The sequence below is a fragment of the Arthrobacter sp. SAFR-023 genome (genome assembly GCF_051965295.1).
Taxonomy (GTDB): Bacteria; Actinomycetota; Actinomycetes; order Actinomycetales; family Micrococcaceae; genus Arthrobacter.
The window spans coordinates 1-15,687 of sequence record NZ_JBQCMF010000013.1; the positions used below are offsets into that span (position 1 = coordinate 1).

Genomic DNA, 15,687 nt, shown 5'->3' on the forward strand with positions numbered 1-15,687 from the left:
ACACCTCAGGCCGACCAAAACGTCCCACAACACCACCAATCACTCAGGTGTTGCAACGACCCCTAGAACCTGCCGGGAGAAACACGGCGAAAAGTGGACGAGCGTCGACACGGAGGTTCACGCAGGCCGAGCCGACTGGACATGTTGCATCTGTGGCGTGACAAGTCTGTTGTGACAGGAGTTAATAGAGTCATGTCTTCCACCCCTGACCCGCGCCGCGCCGTCGTGATCGAAGATGATCCGGACATTCGGGGGCTGCTGGTCCGGGTCCTGGCCAAGCAGGGCTTCGAAGTCACCGAAGCCGGCGCCGGCCTGCCGGGCATCGAGGCGGTGCGGAACACCAAGGCGGACCTGGTCACGCTGGACCTGAACCTTCCGGATCTGGACGGTCTGGAGGTCTGCAAGCGGCTGCGTGAGTTCTCGGACGTGTTCATCATCATGCTCACGGCGAGGGTGGACGAACTGGACAAGCTCACCGGCCTGGACAACGGCGCGGACGACTACATCAACAAGCCCTTCAGCCCGCGGGAATTCCAGTCCCGGATCAACGCACTGTTCCGCCGGTCCCGCACCCCCGCAACGGACGAGGCCGCCCAGAACGACCTCCGCCGCGCCGCCGAGGTGCAGCAAAGCCTGCTCCCCCGCGAAAAGGTCCGACTGGACGGCTACGAGGTGGCAGGCGTGTTCCGCCCCTCGCGCAGCGTGGGCGGGGACTTCTACGACTGGTACCAGACACCCGACGGGCTGCACCTGACGTTCGCGGACGCCATGGGCAAGGGCATGGGCGCCGCCCTCATCGCGGCCACTGCCCGGGCCGTGATGCGCTCGGTCCGCCACGAGCCGGACCTGGGCAGCGCCTTCAGCCTGGCCAGCCGCTCCATCGCATCGGACCTGGACATCTCGGGATCCTTCGTGACGCTCTTCCACGCCCGGCTGGACGCTGGTTCCGGAAAGGTCAGCTACGTCGACGCCGGCCACGGCCTGGCGATTCATCTGCACGCCGACGGCGGTGCGCAGCGGCTTCCGTCTGCCGGCCCGCCCGTCGGCGCCTGGGCCGATGCCAGCTGGACCGAAGCGGACCTGGACCTTGCCCCCGGCGACTCGCTCGCCGTCGTGAGCGACGGCGTCCTTGACGTCTTCGGCTCTGTTGAGGAGTTCACCGACGCCGTCCGCCGGTCGACGCACGGACAGCCCACGGCCGAGGCGGCCTGCGCCGCCCTGCTCCAGCTGGCCCCGGCCGACACCGCCGAGGATGATGTCACCGCGGTTGTGGTGCGGCGCCTGGCCGGGACGGCCGGAACGGCTGCTCCGTGACGCGTTTCTGGACCCGGGTGGCAGTGCTCCTGACGGTCATTCTGGGGATCAACTACATCGCCTGGCGCTGGCTGGCCTCGCTAAACTGGGAGGCCTGGTGGATCGCCGTGCCGCTCGTGGCCGCCGAGACCTACAGCCTCATCGACGTCATGCTGTTCGGCATGACGGTGTGGCGCCTGAAGATCCGCAAGGCCGCGCCCCGGGCTCCGGCCGTCGCCACTGTGGACGTCTTCATCACCACCTACAACGAGCCGCTGGACCTGGTGATGACCACGGCCCTCGCCGCCAAGCGCATCCGGCATCCGCACAGCACCTGGATCCTCGACGACGGCGCGCGCCCCGAGATGCGCCGGCTCGCCGAGGAGCACGGGCTGGGGTACGTCACCCGGAGCGCGGACTGGAAGAACATGCCCCGCCATGCAAAGGCGGGCAACCTCAACAACGCCCTGATGGTCACCGAGGGTGAGTTCCTGCTGATCCTCGACGCCGACCAGATCCCCGAGCCGGACATCCTCGACAAAACGCTGGGCTACTTCACCAAACCCAAGGTTGCGCTGGTGCAGACGCCCCAGTACTTCAGCAACGTCCCCGCCAGCGATCCCCTGGGCAGCCAGGCACCGCTGTTCTACGGTCCGATCCAGCAGGGCAAGGACGGCTGGAACGCGGCCTTCTTCTGCGGCTCCAACGCCATCCTCCGCCGCGAGGCCCTCATGCAGCTGGGCCTGGTGGGGTACGTGAAGGAGACGGAAAAGAGCATCCGGCGGGCTCTGGCGGCATCCCAGTCGGCCATCCGCAAGGCCCGGAAATCGGCTGACTCGGACAACCTGCTCGTGGCGCAGATGCTGGACGAGGTGGAGGCCGCCACCACCGAAGCCCGGCGCCGGCTCGACGACGGCGAGTCCCTGAGCGAGATCACGTACCGAGTCCGCCGGAAGGTGGACCAGGCTGTCCAGGCGCTCGTCCAGGCCGATGTGTCCGCGCTGCAGGCAGACCTTGAGGAAATCGCCGCCATGGAACTGGCGCACGTGGGTGATTCCGGCGTGCCCGTGGTGGCCGACGACGCAGTGCAGCGCATGTCCGCCCGGGACTGGTCCCCGCTCGGCGCCATCGAATCGGTGCAGGCCGTGCTGGACGCCCTTTCCGTGGAACGTACCGGCGAAGCCCAGCCCGTCATGCCGCTGGCCACCATCTCCGTGACCGAGGACATGGCCACCGCCATGCGCATCCACGGCATGGGATGGGAAAGCGTCTACCACCACGAGGTCCTCGCCTACGGCCTCGCCCCGGAGGACCTCGCCACCATGCTGACGCAGCGACTGCGCTGGGCCCAGGGCACCATCCAGGTGATGCTCCGCGAAAACCCGCTGGTGCAGCGCGGCCTCAAACTGGGCCAGCGGCTCATGTACTTCGCCACCATGTGGACCTACCTGAGCGGCTTCGCCGCGGTGATCTACTTTGCCGCCCCCATCATCTACCTGCTGCTCGGGATCCTGCCGGTGAGCAGCCTCAGCGCCGACTTCTTCATCCGGTTCATTCCGTTCATGGTGGTCAACCAGCTGCTGTTTGCCATCGCCGGCCGCGGCATCCCCACCTGGCGCGGGCAGCAGTACAGCCTGGCGCTGTTTCCCACCTGGATCAAGGCATGTACGACGGCGGCCCGGAACGTCTGGTTCGGACGTCCCCTGGGGTTCGCCGTCACGCCCAAGGACCGCCAGACCGGCGGCCCCAGCTGGAGCCTGATCCGGCCGCAGATTGTAGTGTCCGTGCTGCTGGCCATTTCCTCGGTGGTGGGCATCGTACGGCTGGCCGCCGGGATGTCTGAACCGATCGGTACGTTGGTCAACGTGGCCTGGGTGGTGTTCGACCTCGTGGTCATGAGCATCCTGGTCCGGGCGGTGCTGTACAAGGGTTTTGAACAGCACGGTTTTGAAGTAGAGGGTTCGGCGCCGGAGCCCCTTCCGGCAGCGGGTTTGATCGAAGAGAGGAAGACGGATGGATCTTAGTTACGAGGTCAAGGACTCATACGCCGAAATCAAGGCCGCCGGCCGCCTGAACATGGTGTCCGCGCCCAAGCTCAGGGAGTTCGTGGCGGACGTTGTTGCCTCGGGATCCAGCCGGATCGTGGTGAACCTGGAAGATACCGCGTTCATGGATTCTTCGGGCTTGGGAGCCCTCATCGGCTGCCTGAAGGCGGCCCGTCAGGCTGGCGGTGACCTCCGCATCGCAGCCGTCCAGCCCCAGGTGAAGATGGTTCTGGAACTCACCAGCATGGACCGTGTGCTGACGTCCTACGCCACAGCTGCCGAGGCGTTCGGCAATGACTGACGTCCTGGCCCGCCGGAACTTCCGGAGCGTGGCCACACCCGAAGCCGTCGATGCCGTGCATGGCCAGCTGGACGACCTCTGGGAGGACGCCCCGTTCGTTCCCGACATGGACCGGATGACCTTCGCCACCGCCGTGATTGAGGCCGCCGCCAACGTGGTCCAGCATGCGGAGCCGGAATCGACGGACCCGGTGGAACTCGGCGTGGACATCTGCATCCGCCAGTCGAGCCTGCGGGCCAAGGTCAGCGCCTTCGGCGCCGCCAGCCCCTCCATCGACGACGGCAACCCCGCCATGCCCGGCGAGGACGCCGAGTCGGGACGCGGGCTGGCACTGATCCGCGCCCTGGTCACCACCGTGACGTTCACCCGCCAGGACGCGACGAATACCTGGATCCTGTCGCGGGACCCCATCGGCTCCTGACACCTGCTGTACCGGCAGAAGCAGGAAGGTGGGCAGTCAGGTGGGCAGTCAGGTGGTCGCAGTCAGGTGGGGATGATGCGGAAGAGGAACCGGGTCCGGACCATGACCCAGAGCAGCGCCAGGATCACTGCGTAGGCCGCCGTGTTGAACAGCACCCGGCCCTCCTGCAGGGCCGGGATATTCGCGATGACGGCGATCAGGGCCACGTGGATGATGAAGACGTACAGCGTGGCCCGGCCCAGCGGGATCAGGAACCAGCCCAGCGCCCGATGGGCCGGCTTCCAGTACGCAGTCAGCAGCGCATACGCGGCCACCACCAGCACCAGCACGTTCAGCAGCCGCCCCACCCCGAGGTAGGTCCGGCCGAAGTAGGCGTCGTACAGTGCACGGTAGGCCGTGTCCGGCAGGATGGCCACGCGGACGTCGAAGCTGTTGGCCAGGTAGGGGTTGCCCCAGGCCAGGAAGGCGAGGGCCGCCGCGGCCACGGTGCAGGCCACCACCACCCAGGAATGAGCGGCCAGCCAGCCGATGATCCGCTGCCGGTGATAGCCGGCCACCATGCCGACGATGAACAGCACCTGCCACACCAGCAGCGGGAAGGAGTCCTCGAATTCGGACGGCAGGAGCCGGATCCGGAAGATGGTCCCGGCCGCGTAGAGCGCCGTGGTGGCAGCCAGCACCCACAGCGCCTTTCCCCGCGACAGTGCCCAGAGGACCAGCGGGCTGGCCAGGAGCAGGATCACGTACAGGCCCATGACGTTGAACTGCCAGGGGCCGAACTGCAGGAGCAGGATGCCCGGAACGACTTCCGGCGCTACCGGGAAGTGCAGCAGCGAATCCATTCCGGCGTACAGGTCGTAGGAGCGGCCCGCTCCCCCGTGGCCGGCCGCGCCGGTGCCCTGGTCCACGAACGACGTCAGGGTGTCCGCGTTGATGGCGGGAACGAGGGAGATCAGGAATACCCCGATCAGCACTGTGAGCGCGGTGGCATAGAGCTTGCCGGCGCGTTTGGTGGTGTGGTCAACCACGTCACCAAAGTTGTCCTTGACCCGGGGGCCGAACACCATGCCCAGCACCAGCCCCGAGAAGAGCACAAAGAGCTCCGCGCCGGAGACAAAACCCACCGCTTCCTGGGTGAACAGCTGAAACAGCGACGTCATGCCCACGTGGTTGACCACCACGAACACAATGGCCAGGCCGCGAAGGAAGTCCACCCGGGAATCACGGGAGGAGGGATCGCCGTACGCCCAGCCCGCCACCCGTGGCAGGAAGCGGGGAAGCAGCCAGAGGAGGCCGACGACGGCAGCCAGGCCACCCGCCGTCGTCCACGCGCCGATTCCACCGAGAACTTTCCCTGCGCCGCCTGATTCGCCGCCGGCAAGGTTCCCGCGGGCCGTCACCGGCCCCGTGACCAGCGCTGATTCGGCGAGCCTTGCGCCGGCTGCCGCGGCGATGCCGGGCTGCCCCGCCAGCCGCCAGTCAATCGCCGCCACGCCAGTGTCCCGAGTGTTGGTCCGCTCGTCCCAGACAACGGCGCCGATGTCTCTGAACCCTTCGGACGAAGCGACGGCGAGCACCTGGTTCCACCAGGCCAGCTTGATCTCCGACTCTGCCGGGCCGCCCGTGGTGGAGCTGAAGAATGCGGCCGTCTGCAGCATCAGCGGCTTGCCGCGGCCCTGCGCGTAGTTCACGTAGAAGTCGCCGTAACCGCCGCGGCCGTCGCTGCCGTCGCTGCCGGTCAGCATGCCTGCCAGCTCGCCCTCCGCCGGAAGAGTGTTGACGGCGGACGCCCCGCCGGTGTCGTCGTGATAGGCGCCCAGGCCGGACCACTCAACGGCGTCGTCACCGGGGTAGTACGGCGAGTAGGCGTCGTCGGCGCCGTCCCAGCGTCCGTCGCTGTTGGTGTCCAGCAGCTTGAAGCCGCCAGACCCCTGGGCCGGAGCGTTGCGGTTCCTCGCGAAGGGGTAGTCGCGCCCCAGGAAGGGCTGCCACACCATGACGGTGCCCGCATCGTCATGGGATTTGAAGGCTGCCGCCACGGCGCGGAATGCCTTCTGATACGCCTCCGGCTGCTGGCCCCAGGAAACCCAGCTGGTGTTCATGTCCGGTGCAAACTTGATGTACAGCCTGCCTTGGAAGCCGGCGCTGAGCTGCCCGATTGTCCGGGCAAACGCTGCCGCGTCCTCGGCGGATACCTGGTCCAGGGGCCGTGCGGGCTTGACGGTCAGCAGGGCGTGGGCTCCCTGTGAATCGCTCTGCCGCAGGAATTCGCGGATGTGGACCTTCTCGGATTCCTGCAGCGGGAAGCCGACGTCGTGTCCGAAGATGGCCGGCACCGCACCCAGGCGTTCCGCGAAACCCGCGGCGCTGTCCTCGCCCCACTCCAGTGCGGCGCCGAAGAGCGGCCCGTCCCCGGCGCCGCTAGTTTCCCCCGGGGCCGCGGCGGCTTGCGCCGGACCGGCTGGCAGCAGCACGAGCAGGAGCACCAGCAGGAACGCTCGGACCACGGCGCTGCTCACGACGCTGTTCACAGGGAAGCCGGAAAGGTCAGCACTACGGTGGTGCCGCCGCCGAGGGTCTCCGTCAGGGTCAGGTCACCCCCGTGTGCCTGGGCGATCCGCCTGCAGGTGGCCAGGCCCAGCCCGGAGCCCGGGCCGTCCCCTTCCCGGTGCAGGCGGACCAGGGGCTCCAGCACGCGCTGCCTGTCCTCCGGGCTGATTCCCTTGCCGTTGTCCGCCACGAGGACCGCGGTCCCGTGATAGTTCGAGACCGCGGTGACCCGGATTTCCAGGGGCCGCTCCGGACTGCGGTAGTTCAGGGCGTTGGAGAGCAGGTTCTGCAGCAGGGCGCGCAGCTGGAGCGGATCCGCGTGCAGCCGCGCGTCATCGGAGTCCAGCATGGCCCCGCTCCCGAACGGGATGCCGAGGTCGCGGGCGGCGTCCGAGACGGCGTCGCGCAGCGAGACGGGCTGCTGGTGCAGCGCACCGCCCACCTTCGAGTAGTCCAGCACGTCCTCGAGCATGGCGAGCATGCGCCGGCCGCTGGAACCGATGAGCTGCAGGTACTCGGCGGCCGGGTGCTCCGGCGGCATGTCCGGATCATCCTCGCCCAGTTCGACGTAGCCAAGGATCGTGGTCAGCGGAATGCGCAGGTCGTGGCTCACGCGGCCGGCGAACTCGCCGAGCTTGGCGTTGCTCCGCCGCACCTCGTCCAGCGCCACGTTCAGCTGCAGGGTCCGGTGCTGGAGCTCCAGCAGCTCCACGGCCTGCTGGGCGAGGAGCTCCAGCATGGCGATCTGCTCCGGGTCGGGGTCCGCCGGCCTGTCGGAGAAGACACACAGCGAACCCAGCACGAAGCCGGAGGCGGTTACCAGCGGCACCGAGGCGTAATAGCGGACGCGGGCGATCTCACCGGTCACAAACGGATTGTTCGCAAAGCGCGGGTCCCCGGATGCATCGCGGACCACGGTGGTTTCCCGGGCCAGGAAGACCCTGGCGCACATCGAATCCTCCCGGGAGCAGATGCCCGGTTCCACCCCCGACGCCGCGATCTGGCGCTGCTGGTCCGCGGTGATCACGTTCACCACGCTGTAGGGCACCTGGCACAGCTTCGCGGCCAGGTCCACGAGGTTGTCCAGGGCAGTGCGGGCAGTATCGGCGCGGGCAGTGCCGCCGACAGGCGGAGAGGCGACGCCCTCCTGGCCAGGCAACAACCCGTACGCCATCAGCACGGCCTCCCGATCGATGTCCCGCTCCGGGTGCGTCCGAGCGCTGGCCCCTTTCATCCGTCCCCTATCGCCGCGCGGGACTCCGACCCAGCGTCAAGTCCCCCCGGCGCCGATACTATCCGCCCGACCTCAACGCCTGCGGTAGTCTCTTGACACCGGCAGACATGCTCGGCTTCACTATTACGTATGCTGAAATAACAGTTCCATGATGCGGAACTCGACGCCTCGAAGGGTTGTCGATCACCGGGAGAGGACCCGGCCTCCGCATAGCCGTCACCATGGATGCCAGCATCTGCTTGAGGATCACAACGTGAAGCTTGCCGAATTCAATGCCGCGGACAGGGACGCTGCCAACGCGGTCCTGCGCCCCTGCATCGACGTCCCCCGCTGGGTGGACCAGATTGCCGCCGCGCGCCCCTTCGCCTCCCGTGAGGAGCTCCTCGACGGAGCCCGGGCCGCCGCCGCGCCGTTCACGCCGGACGAGGTGGCAGGCGCCATGGCCCATCATCCGAGGATCGGCGAACGTCCCGCCGCGCAGACCACCGAGGCGGCCATGTCCCGGTCCGAGCAGGCAGGCGTGGACCCGGCCGACACCGGGGTTGCGGACGCCCTGGCGCGCGGCAACCGCGCCTACGAGGAAAAGTTCGGCCGAGTCTTCCTGATGCGCGCCGCCGGACGGACGGCCCCCGAAATCCTGGCAGCGCTGAACGAGCGCCTGGCCAATACCCCGGCGCAGGAAGACGCCATCGTCGCGCAGCAGCTGCGGGAAATCGCCCTGCTGCGCCTGGAAGGAGTGATCAGCGAATGAGCGTTTCCCACGTAACAACCCACGTCCTGGACACCGGCGCCGGGCGCCCGGCGGCGGGTATCGCCGTCGTGCTTTACGCGAACGACGGCGGCAGCTGGACTCAGCTGGGCAGCGGCACCACCGATGCGGACGGCCGCGCGAAGGGCCTGGGACCGGAGGTTCTGGCCCCCGGAAACTACCGGCTCAACTTCGCCACCGGCGACTACTACGCCCGGCAGGGCGGCACCACATTCTTCCCGGAGGTGGACCTGGTCTTCGAAGTCACCGGCACCGAGCACTACCATGTGCCGTTGCTGCTGAGCCCGTTCGCCTACTCCACCTACCGCGGCAGCTGAAAGGAAACAGAATGCGGCTGATGCGCATTGGCCCGGCGGGCAACGAGGTTCCGGTGGTCATCGACGATGACGGCCAGGCCTATGACCTGCGGCCGGTCACCCAGGACATCGACGGTGACTTCCTCCAGACCTGGGCCGGCCAGCTCACTGACCTGGACCTGTCCGGCCTCCCGCGGGTGACCCTCGACGGCAAACGGATCGGCGCGCCGATCGCCCGGCCCGGGGCCGTGATCGGCGTGGGGCTGAACTACGCCGCGCACGCTGCAGAATCCGGCTTGCCTGTGCCGGAGCGGCCCATCATCTTCTTCAAGCATCCCAACACCGTGGTTGGTCCGGACGACGACGTCGTCATCCCGCCGGGGGCGCAGCGGGTGGACTGGGAGGTGGAGCTGGGCGTGGTCATCGGCCGGCGCGCAAGCTACCTGGCATCCGACACCGAGGCAGCGGACTGCATCGCGGGCTACGTCCTGTCCAATGACGTCTCCGAGCGCGAGTACCAGCTGGAGCACTCCGGGCCGCAGTGGTCGCTGGGCAAATCCTGCCCCACCTTCAACCCGGTAGGGCCCTGGCTGGTGCCCGCCGCGGGAGTGGATGCGGACGGCATCCGCCTCGCATCCTGGGTCAATGACGAGGTCCGGCAGGACAGCTCGACGGCGGACATGGTCTTCGGACCGGCCGAACTGGTCCGCCGGCTCTCGCAGTACATGGTGCTCGAACCCGGCGACCTCATCACCACCGGCACCCCGGAGGGCGTGGCACTGTCCGGCCGCTTCCCGTTCCTGAAAGACGGCGATGTCATGCGGATGTCCGGCGGGGACCTGCTGGGCGGGCAGCGGCAGCGGCTGGTCCCAGCGGGGCCGCAGGCCTGAGCAGGCTGAACCCGCCGGGGCAGGCTGGGGGCCGGGATGACAGTAGGCTAGATGGCATGTCTTCCGACCAGCCCACCCCTGAACGGCGCGAATTTCCCGAACGGCGCGAGATCACCGTCCGGCGCGCCCCCAAGTACGTTCCCTTCCTGATCCTGGGCGGGCTCGTGGGCTTCGCCGCGGCGGCTGTCATTGCGTACGCGCTGCCCGGCGATGCCAGCTACGACCGCGGCGCCGTGTACGGCTTCTTCATGGTGCCGTGCGCCGCGGCCGGTGTGATTCTCGGCGCAATTGCCGCCCTGGTGCTGGACCGCACCAGCGTGCGGCGTGCCCGCCGCGGCGTCGTCGAAGCGGTGCCGGAAGCCGAGCATTCCGCACCGGGCACGGCGTCGGCCACGCAGCCAGCCGAGGAACCGGGCACGGCACTGGGCACCGCACTGGGCACCGAAACAGGCCCCGCACCGGAGCGGACCACGGACGACGGCGGGCCCGGCCAGCGGTCATAATCCGGCGGCCGGAATTTCCATACCCCATGACGTGAGATAATCGACCAGTGGCACGCGGCGATGGAAAACTTTCTCATGATCTTCTCCCTGGCGAAAAGGGCCCACAGGACGCTTGCGGCGTCTTCGGGGTCTGGGCACCAGGTGAAGAAGTAGCAAAACTTACCTACTACGGGCTGTACGCGTTGCAGCACCGCGGTCAGGAGTCGGCTGGCATAGCAACCAGCGACGGCAAGCGGATCAACGTCTACAAGGACATGGGCCTCGTATCCCAGGTCTTCGACGAGACCACGCTTAACACCCTGACCGGGCACCTGGCCGTCGGCCACTGCCGCTACTCCACCACCGGAGCCAGCCACTGGGCCAACGCCCAGCCCACCCTCGGTGCGACCAGCACCGGCACGGTGGCCCTGGCGCATAACGGCAACCTGACCAACACCGCCGAGCTCAACGCCATGATCCTGGAACGCAACGGCGGCCAGCTCAGCGGCGAAATGAAGCAGGGCAACACCTCGGACACCGCATTGGTGACGGCGCTGCTGGAGGGTGAAGAGGGCAAGTCCCTCGAACAGACCGCCATCGAGCTGCTGCCCAAGATCAAGGGCGGCTTCTGCTTCGTCTTCATGGACGAGGGCACCCTGTACGCCGCGCGGGACACCTACGGCATCCGCCCCCTTTGCCTGGGCCGGCTGGAACGCGGCTGGGTGGTGGCGTCCGAACAGTCCGCCCTGGCCACCGTGGGCGCCAGCTTCATCCGCGAAATCGAACCCGGCGAATTCATCGCCATCGATGAGCAGGGCGTGCGGTCCCAGCGCTTTGCGGAGCCGACGCCGGCCGGATGCGTATTCGAGTACGTCTACCTCGCGCGCCCCGACGCCGCGATCGCCGGGCGGTCCGTGTACGAATCCCGCGTGGAGATGGGCCGCCAGCTGGCCCGCGAGAACACGCAGGAAGCGGACATCGTCATCCCGGTCCCGGAATCCGGTACCCCCGCAGCCGTGGGCTACGCCGAAGAATCCGGCATCCCGTTCGCGCACGGCTTCGTCAAGAACTCCTACGTGGGCCGCACGTTCATCCAGCCCTCGCAGACGCTGCGCCAGCTGGGCATCCGGCTGAAGCTCAACGCCCTGGAGTCCGTGATCCGCGGCAAGCGCGTGGTGGTGGTGGATGACTCGATCGTCCGCGGCAACACGCAGCGCGCCATCGTCCGGATGCTCCGCGAAGCCGGCGCCGCCGCCGTGCACGTCAAGATTTCCTCCCCGCCGGTCCAGTGGCCGTGCTTCTACGGCATCGACTTCGCCTCCCGCGCCGAGCTGATCGCCAACGGCGCCACGATCGAAGAGATCTCCCAGGCCATCGGCGCCGACTCGCTGGCCTACATTTCCGAAGACGGCATGATCGGCGCCACCCAGCAGCCCCGCGAACGGCTCTGCACCGCCTGCTTCACCGGCAAGTACCCCATCGAGCTCCCGGGCTCGGACAAACTGGGCAAGAACCTGCTGGAGCGCACGGACCTGGGCGGCCTGCCGGCATCCTCACGGAGCGGCGCTCCGGCCACCACGGGCGACGCCGCCGCGGAAGCCGCCATCGAACCGGCCACCGCCACGCCAGGCAATCCGGACAGCATCCCGGTGACCGAGGATCCTGCCGAGAAGCCGGGCGCCACCGGCTGTGATCCGGGGCCGGATGCCGAGTTCGAGAACCTGCTTACCGACGCCGACCGCGTGCCCGATCTCCACCACGACGCTGCGACCGTCGGCGCTGACAAGAAAGAGTCCTGATGACCTCCGCTTCCTCCACTGCTGACATGAATGCTGCCCAGAACAACGCCGGCATCACCTACGCGGCCGCCGGTGTGGACGTCGAGGCCGGCGACCGCGCAGTTGAACTCATGAAGGACGCCGTCAAGGCGACCCACAACGCATCGGTGATTGGCGGCGTCGGCGGTTTCGCGGGCCTGTACGACGTCTCGAAGCTCCTGACCTACAAAAAGCCCCTGCTCGCCACGTCCACGGACGGCGTCGGCACCAAGGTGGCCATCGCCCAGGCCATGGACATCCACGACACCATCGGCTACGACCTCGTGGGCATGGTGGTTGACGACATCGTGGTGGTGGGTGCCGAGCCGCTGTACATGACCGACTACATCGCCTGCGGCAAGGTGGTTCCCGAGCGCATCGCGGACATCGTCCGCGGCATCGCGGCCGCCTGCTCGGTTGCCGGCACCGCGCTGGTGGGCGGCGAAACCGCCGAGCACCCTGGCCTGCTGGGGGAACACGAGTACGACGTCGCCGGCGCTGCCACCGGCGTTGTTGAGGCAGACGCCCTGCTGGGGCCTGACCGCGTCCGCGAAGGCGACGTGGTGATCGGCATGGCTTCCTCGGGCCTGCACTCAAATGGCTACTCCCTGGTCCGCCGCGTCATCAACCACGCCGGCTGGGCCCTGGACCGCCAGGTCTCCGAGCTTGGCCGCACGCTGGGCGAGGAACTGCTGGAACCCACCCGCGTCTACGCCGCGGACTGCCTGGACCTGGCGCGGGCGTTCCCCGTCACAGCAGAGAAGGCCGTGCACGGCTTCAGCCACGTCACCGGTGGCGGCCTCGCCGCCAACCTGGCGCGCGTGCTGCCGCAGGGCCTCGTGGCCACCGTTGACCGCTCCACCTGGGAGCTGCCCGCCATCTTCAAGCTCGTCTCCGAGCTGGGCCGCGTCCCGCTGCCCGACCTGGAGCGCACGCTGAACCTCGGCGTCGGCATGGTGGCCGTGGTCTCCGCCGAAGCCGCAGACGCCGCCGTGGCCCGCCTCAACGAGCGCGGCCTGCCGTCCTGGATCATGGGCTCCGTCAGCGCCGATTCCGACGCCGTGGTCAAGACCGGCCCGGATTACGTGCAGGGCGCCAAGGGCGTGGACGGCGGGGCCGTCCAGCTGGTCAACGCCTACGCGTAACCCCCGCCGGACCCCTCATCGAGTGCTCCGTACCTGCCCTTTAGGACCTTCATAAGGGCAGGTTGGGCCGGTGGGGAGCACTCGATCTGTTTTAGACCTCCAGGACGCTGAACACGCCGCCCTGCGGGTCCTTCAGGGTGGCGATGGTGCCGCCGTCGTCGTCGAACTCCGGCTCCACCAGCACCTCGGCTCCGGCTGCCACGGCCGACAGCACGGCTTCCTTGACACTGGAGACGCCGAAGTAGACCTGCCAGCCGCGGCTGCCGGGCTCGCCGTCCCCGTCCTCGTCGTCCACGTCCTCCTGCGGGGCAGGCGCAATGCCCGCCACCTCCGCGCCGTTCACCATCAGCGTGGTGTAAGTTCCGCCGTCGTCCTGGGGGTATTCCGTCACCTCATGGCCGAACAGCTGCTGAAAAAACCCGACGGCCGCCTGCGGCTCGGGCGTGAGCAGTTCGGCCCAGGCGAATGCGCCGGGCTCGTTGTGCCGCCCGCTGCCGGGGTGGGTTCCGGCCTGCCAGACGCCGGTGGCACCGCCTCCCGGCGGCTCCACAAACACCATGGTTCCGGTGTCCCCGATGTCCTCCGGTCCGAACTGCACCGCGCCGCCGGCATGGTCGGCTTCCTCCGCAGTGGATCCGGCGTCGTCAGTGGCAAAGTAGATGTTCCACTGCGCGGGCCGTTGCGTGTCACCCTGCTGCGGCTGCGGTGCCACCGTCGCCACGACGTCGTCGTCCAGGAAGGCCTTCGCGTAGCTGCGGCCGTCCGGGGTGGGCAGGTCCTCGTACCGCCAGCCGAACACGGCGGCGTAGAAGGCCTTGGCAGCAGCCACGTCCGGCGTCTGAATGTCCGTCCAGCAGAGCTCTCCAAGGCTGTACCCGCTGCGCTGAACCATGCGTCCGTACCTTTCGTAGGCTGAATTCTTTCCAGCCTAGTTCCTGTAGGGCAGGGTTCCTACGGGCGCGTACGTGACGGGGGGAGGCCCAGGGGCGCAGACGCGGCAACGCCAAAGGCCCGTTGGCCACGCCAAAGACCGGCGTGGCCAACGGGCCTGATAAATATGGTGTACGACGGCGGCTCGCAGCCAACTGCCTTAAGGCAGTTCAGCGGGAACGACTAACCGATACGACGGCTGTCTACCTCGTCGTCGTCTTCATCCAAATCGTCCGCGTACTTATCCACGTAGGCTGAATAGTCCGGCTCGACCGGTTCATTCGCGAAATGGCTCGTGGCACGACTTCCCGGACCCGTGAGCTCTCGCTGTAGGGCCGAATAATCGGTGTTCGGGGAGTAGTACTTGATGTCCCGAGCCTGCTTGGTAGCTTTTGCCTTTTGACGGCCGCGCCCCATGGCGTGACCCCCTTTTGTACTTGGACCGGAGGTGGTCACCTTTGGCGATCGGTGAGGCCCCGGAATGTTTGGTCAATTTGTCGTACCCCTAGATTACATGCTTTCGGCGGCATCTGCTTGCCACGGAGGCGTCCAGCGACCACCGCGACCCCCTTCTCCGCGGCAATCCGGGGCTTGCAGGGATTTTTTGTTCGATAGAGTCTCCTGAACGACTGAATTAAGCGGGCATGGGAATCCGGCAATCGGCCGCCCGGGCCACACCGCGGAAACGCATATGGCCGGAGACCCAGCGCTCGAGCGAACGCCAGGAAGGGGTGCCGCCCCACATGAATGACAACGATCCCAGCCACGACGGGGAGCGCGGGCCGGCCCGCGCCGTCGCCGTGCAACCCGAACCGGCCGTGCAACCCCAACCGGCCGAGCGCAAACCGGCAGAGCGCAATGCGGCAGAGCCGGAATCAGCCGCACCGGGGCAAGCTCAGCCCGGTGCGGTCCAGCCCGGAGGCCTCGTCGGCGCGGTCCGCTCCTGGCTCGCACAGCCAGAGGTCCGGCAAACCCTGCTCAAGTCCGGCTTTGTCCTTGCGCTGCTGGTGGTGGGTGGCCTGCTCGTGTGGCTCCTGACGTCACTCCTCGCCGGCGCCACCATGCAGGCGGCGAACCGGCCGGGCGCCGCGGCGGCAGACCCCTCCCCCGCCCCGCCGGCGGTGTCACCCCGGCCCAGCCTGCCCGTGGCCAGCGTGAGCCCGCTGGATTTCCGGGTGGGCGACTGCCTCAAGGACTTCGACCCCGAGGCATCCAAGTCCACTGTGGTTGCGTGCAGCACCGGCCATTCCGCCCAGCTGGTGGCGGTCACGCACTACGCCGACGGTGACGCATACCCGGGCCGTGAGGCCATGAAGACCAGGGCCAGGGAAACGTGCCAGGACGCGCGGCTGACGGCGAAATCCAACGACTACAACCTGATCTACCGCCTCGCGTATCCGAGCACGGCCAGCTGGGCCAAGGGTGACCGCCGCGTGGACTGCTACATCACCGCGTCCGGCAACATCATCAAGGCAAGCCTGCTCCCCTAGCTCCCTGAGGAACCAAGGGAGCGG

Annotated in this window: 15 protein-coding genes; 11 read left to right on the plus strand and 4 right to left on the minus strand. The window is 67.9% G+C overall.

Annotated elements, in window-relative coordinates; genetic code table 11:
* Positions 1-192 precede the first annotated feature (192 nt).
* From ACTHQX_RS14480 to ACTHQX_RS14495, 4 genes are read left to right on the plus strand one after another with little or no spacing between them, the layout of a single operon-like run.
* Positions 193-1,314 (plus strand): PP2C family protein-serine/threonine phosphatase, encoded by a 1,122-nt coding sequence (locus tag ACTHQX_RS14480; RefSeq protein WP_440158156.1) that lies wholly within the window; start codon positions 193-195, stop codon positions 1,312-1,314.
* Positions 1,311-3,317 (plus strand): glycosyltransferase family 2 protein, encoded by a 2,007-nt coding sequence (locus ACTHQX_RS14485; protein WP_440158157.1) that lies wholly within the window; start codon positions 1,311-1,313, stop codon positions 3,315-3,317. The genes ACTHQX_RS14480 and ACTHQX_RS14485 overlap by 4 nt, the downstream gene beginning before the upstream one ends.
* Complete coding sequence (locus ACTHQX_RS14490) at positions 3,307-3,639, plus strand: STAS domain-containing protein (protein WP_236805394.1); 333 nt, start codon at positions 3,307-3,309, stop codon at positions 3,637-3,639. Before ACTHQX_RS14485 ends, ACTHQX_RS14490 begins: the two co-directional genes overlap by 11 nt.
* Positions 3,632-4,060 carry an ATP-binding protein gene (locus ACTHQX_RS14495; protein WP_440158158.1) on the plus strand — a complete coding sequence of 143 codons (429 nt, stop codon included), beginning with the start codon at positions 3,632-3,634 and terminating at the stop codon, positions 4,058-4,060. The genes ACTHQX_RS14490 and ACTHQX_RS14495 overlap by 8 nt, the downstream gene beginning before the upstream one ends.
* Before the next feature lie 62 nt (positions 4,061-4,122).
* Here the strand turns inward: ACTHQX_RS14495 and opgC are convergent, their stop codons facing one another.
* Together opgC and ACTHQX_RS14505 are read right to left on the minus strand one after the other, a co-directional pair.
* Positions 4,123-6,579, minus strand: a complete 2,457-nt coding sequence (gene opgC, locus ACTHQX_RS14500) for an OpgC domain-containing protein (protein WP_440158159.1) — start codon at positions 6,577-6,579, stop codon at positions 4,123-4,125.
* An 8-nt stretch (positions 6,580-6,587) separates the two neighbouring features.
* On the minus strand, positions 6,588-7,844 hold the full coding sequence (locus ACTHQX_RS14505; protein WP_440158160.1) for a GAF domain-containing sensor histidine kinase: 1,257 nt from the start codon (positions 7,842-7,844) through the stop codon (positions 6,588-6,590).
* A gap of 253 nt (positions 7,845-8,097) precedes the next feature.
* Here ACTHQX_RS14505 and uraD point away from each other — a divergent pair, with 253 nt between their 5' ends.
* The 6 genes from uraD to purM are packed head-to-tail and all read left to right on the plus strand — an operon-like array spanning position 8,098 to position 13,243.
* Positions 8,098-8,595 carry a 2-oxo-4-hydroxy-4-carboxy-5-ureidoimidazoline decarboxylase gene (gene uraD / locus ACTHQX_RS14510; protein WP_440158161.1) on the plus strand — a complete coding sequence of 166 codons (498 nt, stop codon included), beginning with the start codon at positions 8,098-8,100 and terminating at the stop codon, positions 8,593-8,595.
* A complete protein-coding gene (gene uraH / locus ACTHQX_RS14515) occupies positions 8,592-8,930 on the plus strand; it encodes a hydroxyisourate hydrolase (RefSeq protein WP_236805398.1) in 339 nt (112 codons plus the stop codon). The genes uraD and uraH overlap by 4 nt, the downstream gene beginning before the upstream one ends.
* 11 nt (positions 8,931-8,941) lie before the next feature.
* Positions 8,942-9,799: a fumarylacetoacetate hydrolase family protein gene (locus ACTHQX_RS14520; protein WP_440158162.1), complete on the plus strand. Its 858-nt coding sequence runs from the start codon at positions 8,942-8,944 to the stop codon at positions 9,797-9,799.
* 56 nt (positions 9,800-9,855) lie between these two features.
* Positions 9,856-10,302: a hypothetical protein gene (locus ACTHQX_RS14525; protein ID WP_440158163.1), complete on the plus strand. Its 447-nt coding sequence runs from the start codon at positions 9,856-9,858 to the stop codon at positions 10,300-10,302.
* 47 nt (positions 10,303-10,349) lie between these two features.
* A complete protein-coding gene (gene purF, locus ACTHQX_RS14530) occupies positions 10,350-12,080 on the plus strand; it encodes an amidophosphoribosyltransferase (RefSeq protein WP_236805400.1) in 1,731 nt (576 codons plus the stop codon).
* On the plus strand, positions 12,080-13,243 hold the full coding sequence (gene purM / locus ACTHQX_RS14535) for a phosphoribosylformylglycinamidine cyclo-ligase (RefSeq protein ID WP_440158164.1): 1,164 nt from the start codon (positions 12,080-12,082) through the stop codon (positions 13,241-13,243). Before purF ends, purM begins: the two co-directional genes overlap by 1 nt.
* Before the next feature lie 91 nt (positions 13,244-13,334).
* On the opposite strand, the gene ACTHQX_RS14540 is transcribed toward purM, so the two are convergent.
* Positions 13,335-14,135, minus strand: a complete 801-nt coding sequence (locus tag ACTHQX_RS14540) for a VOC family protein (protein WP_236805402.1) — start codon at positions 14,133-14,135, stop codon at positions 13,335-13,337.
* Positions 14,136-14,356: 221 nt separating this feature from the next.
* Positions 14,357-14,590, minus strand: a complete 234-nt coding sequence (locus ACTHQX_RS14545) for a DUF3073 domain-containing protein (protein WP_003803040.1) — start codon at positions 14,588-14,590, stop codon at positions 14,357-14,359.
* Positions 14,591-14,916: 326 nt separating this feature from the next.
* On the opposite strand from ACTHQX_RS14545, the gene ACTHQX_RS14550 reads away from it, so the two are divergent.
* The gene (locus tag ACTHQX_RS14550; protein WP_440158166.1) at positions 14,917-15,663 is read left to right on the plus strand and encodes a septum formation family protein; all 747 of its coding nucleotides are present in this window, start codon (positions 14,917-14,919) and stop codon (positions 15,661-15,663) included.
* Positions 15,664-15,687 lie beyond the last annotated feature (24 nt).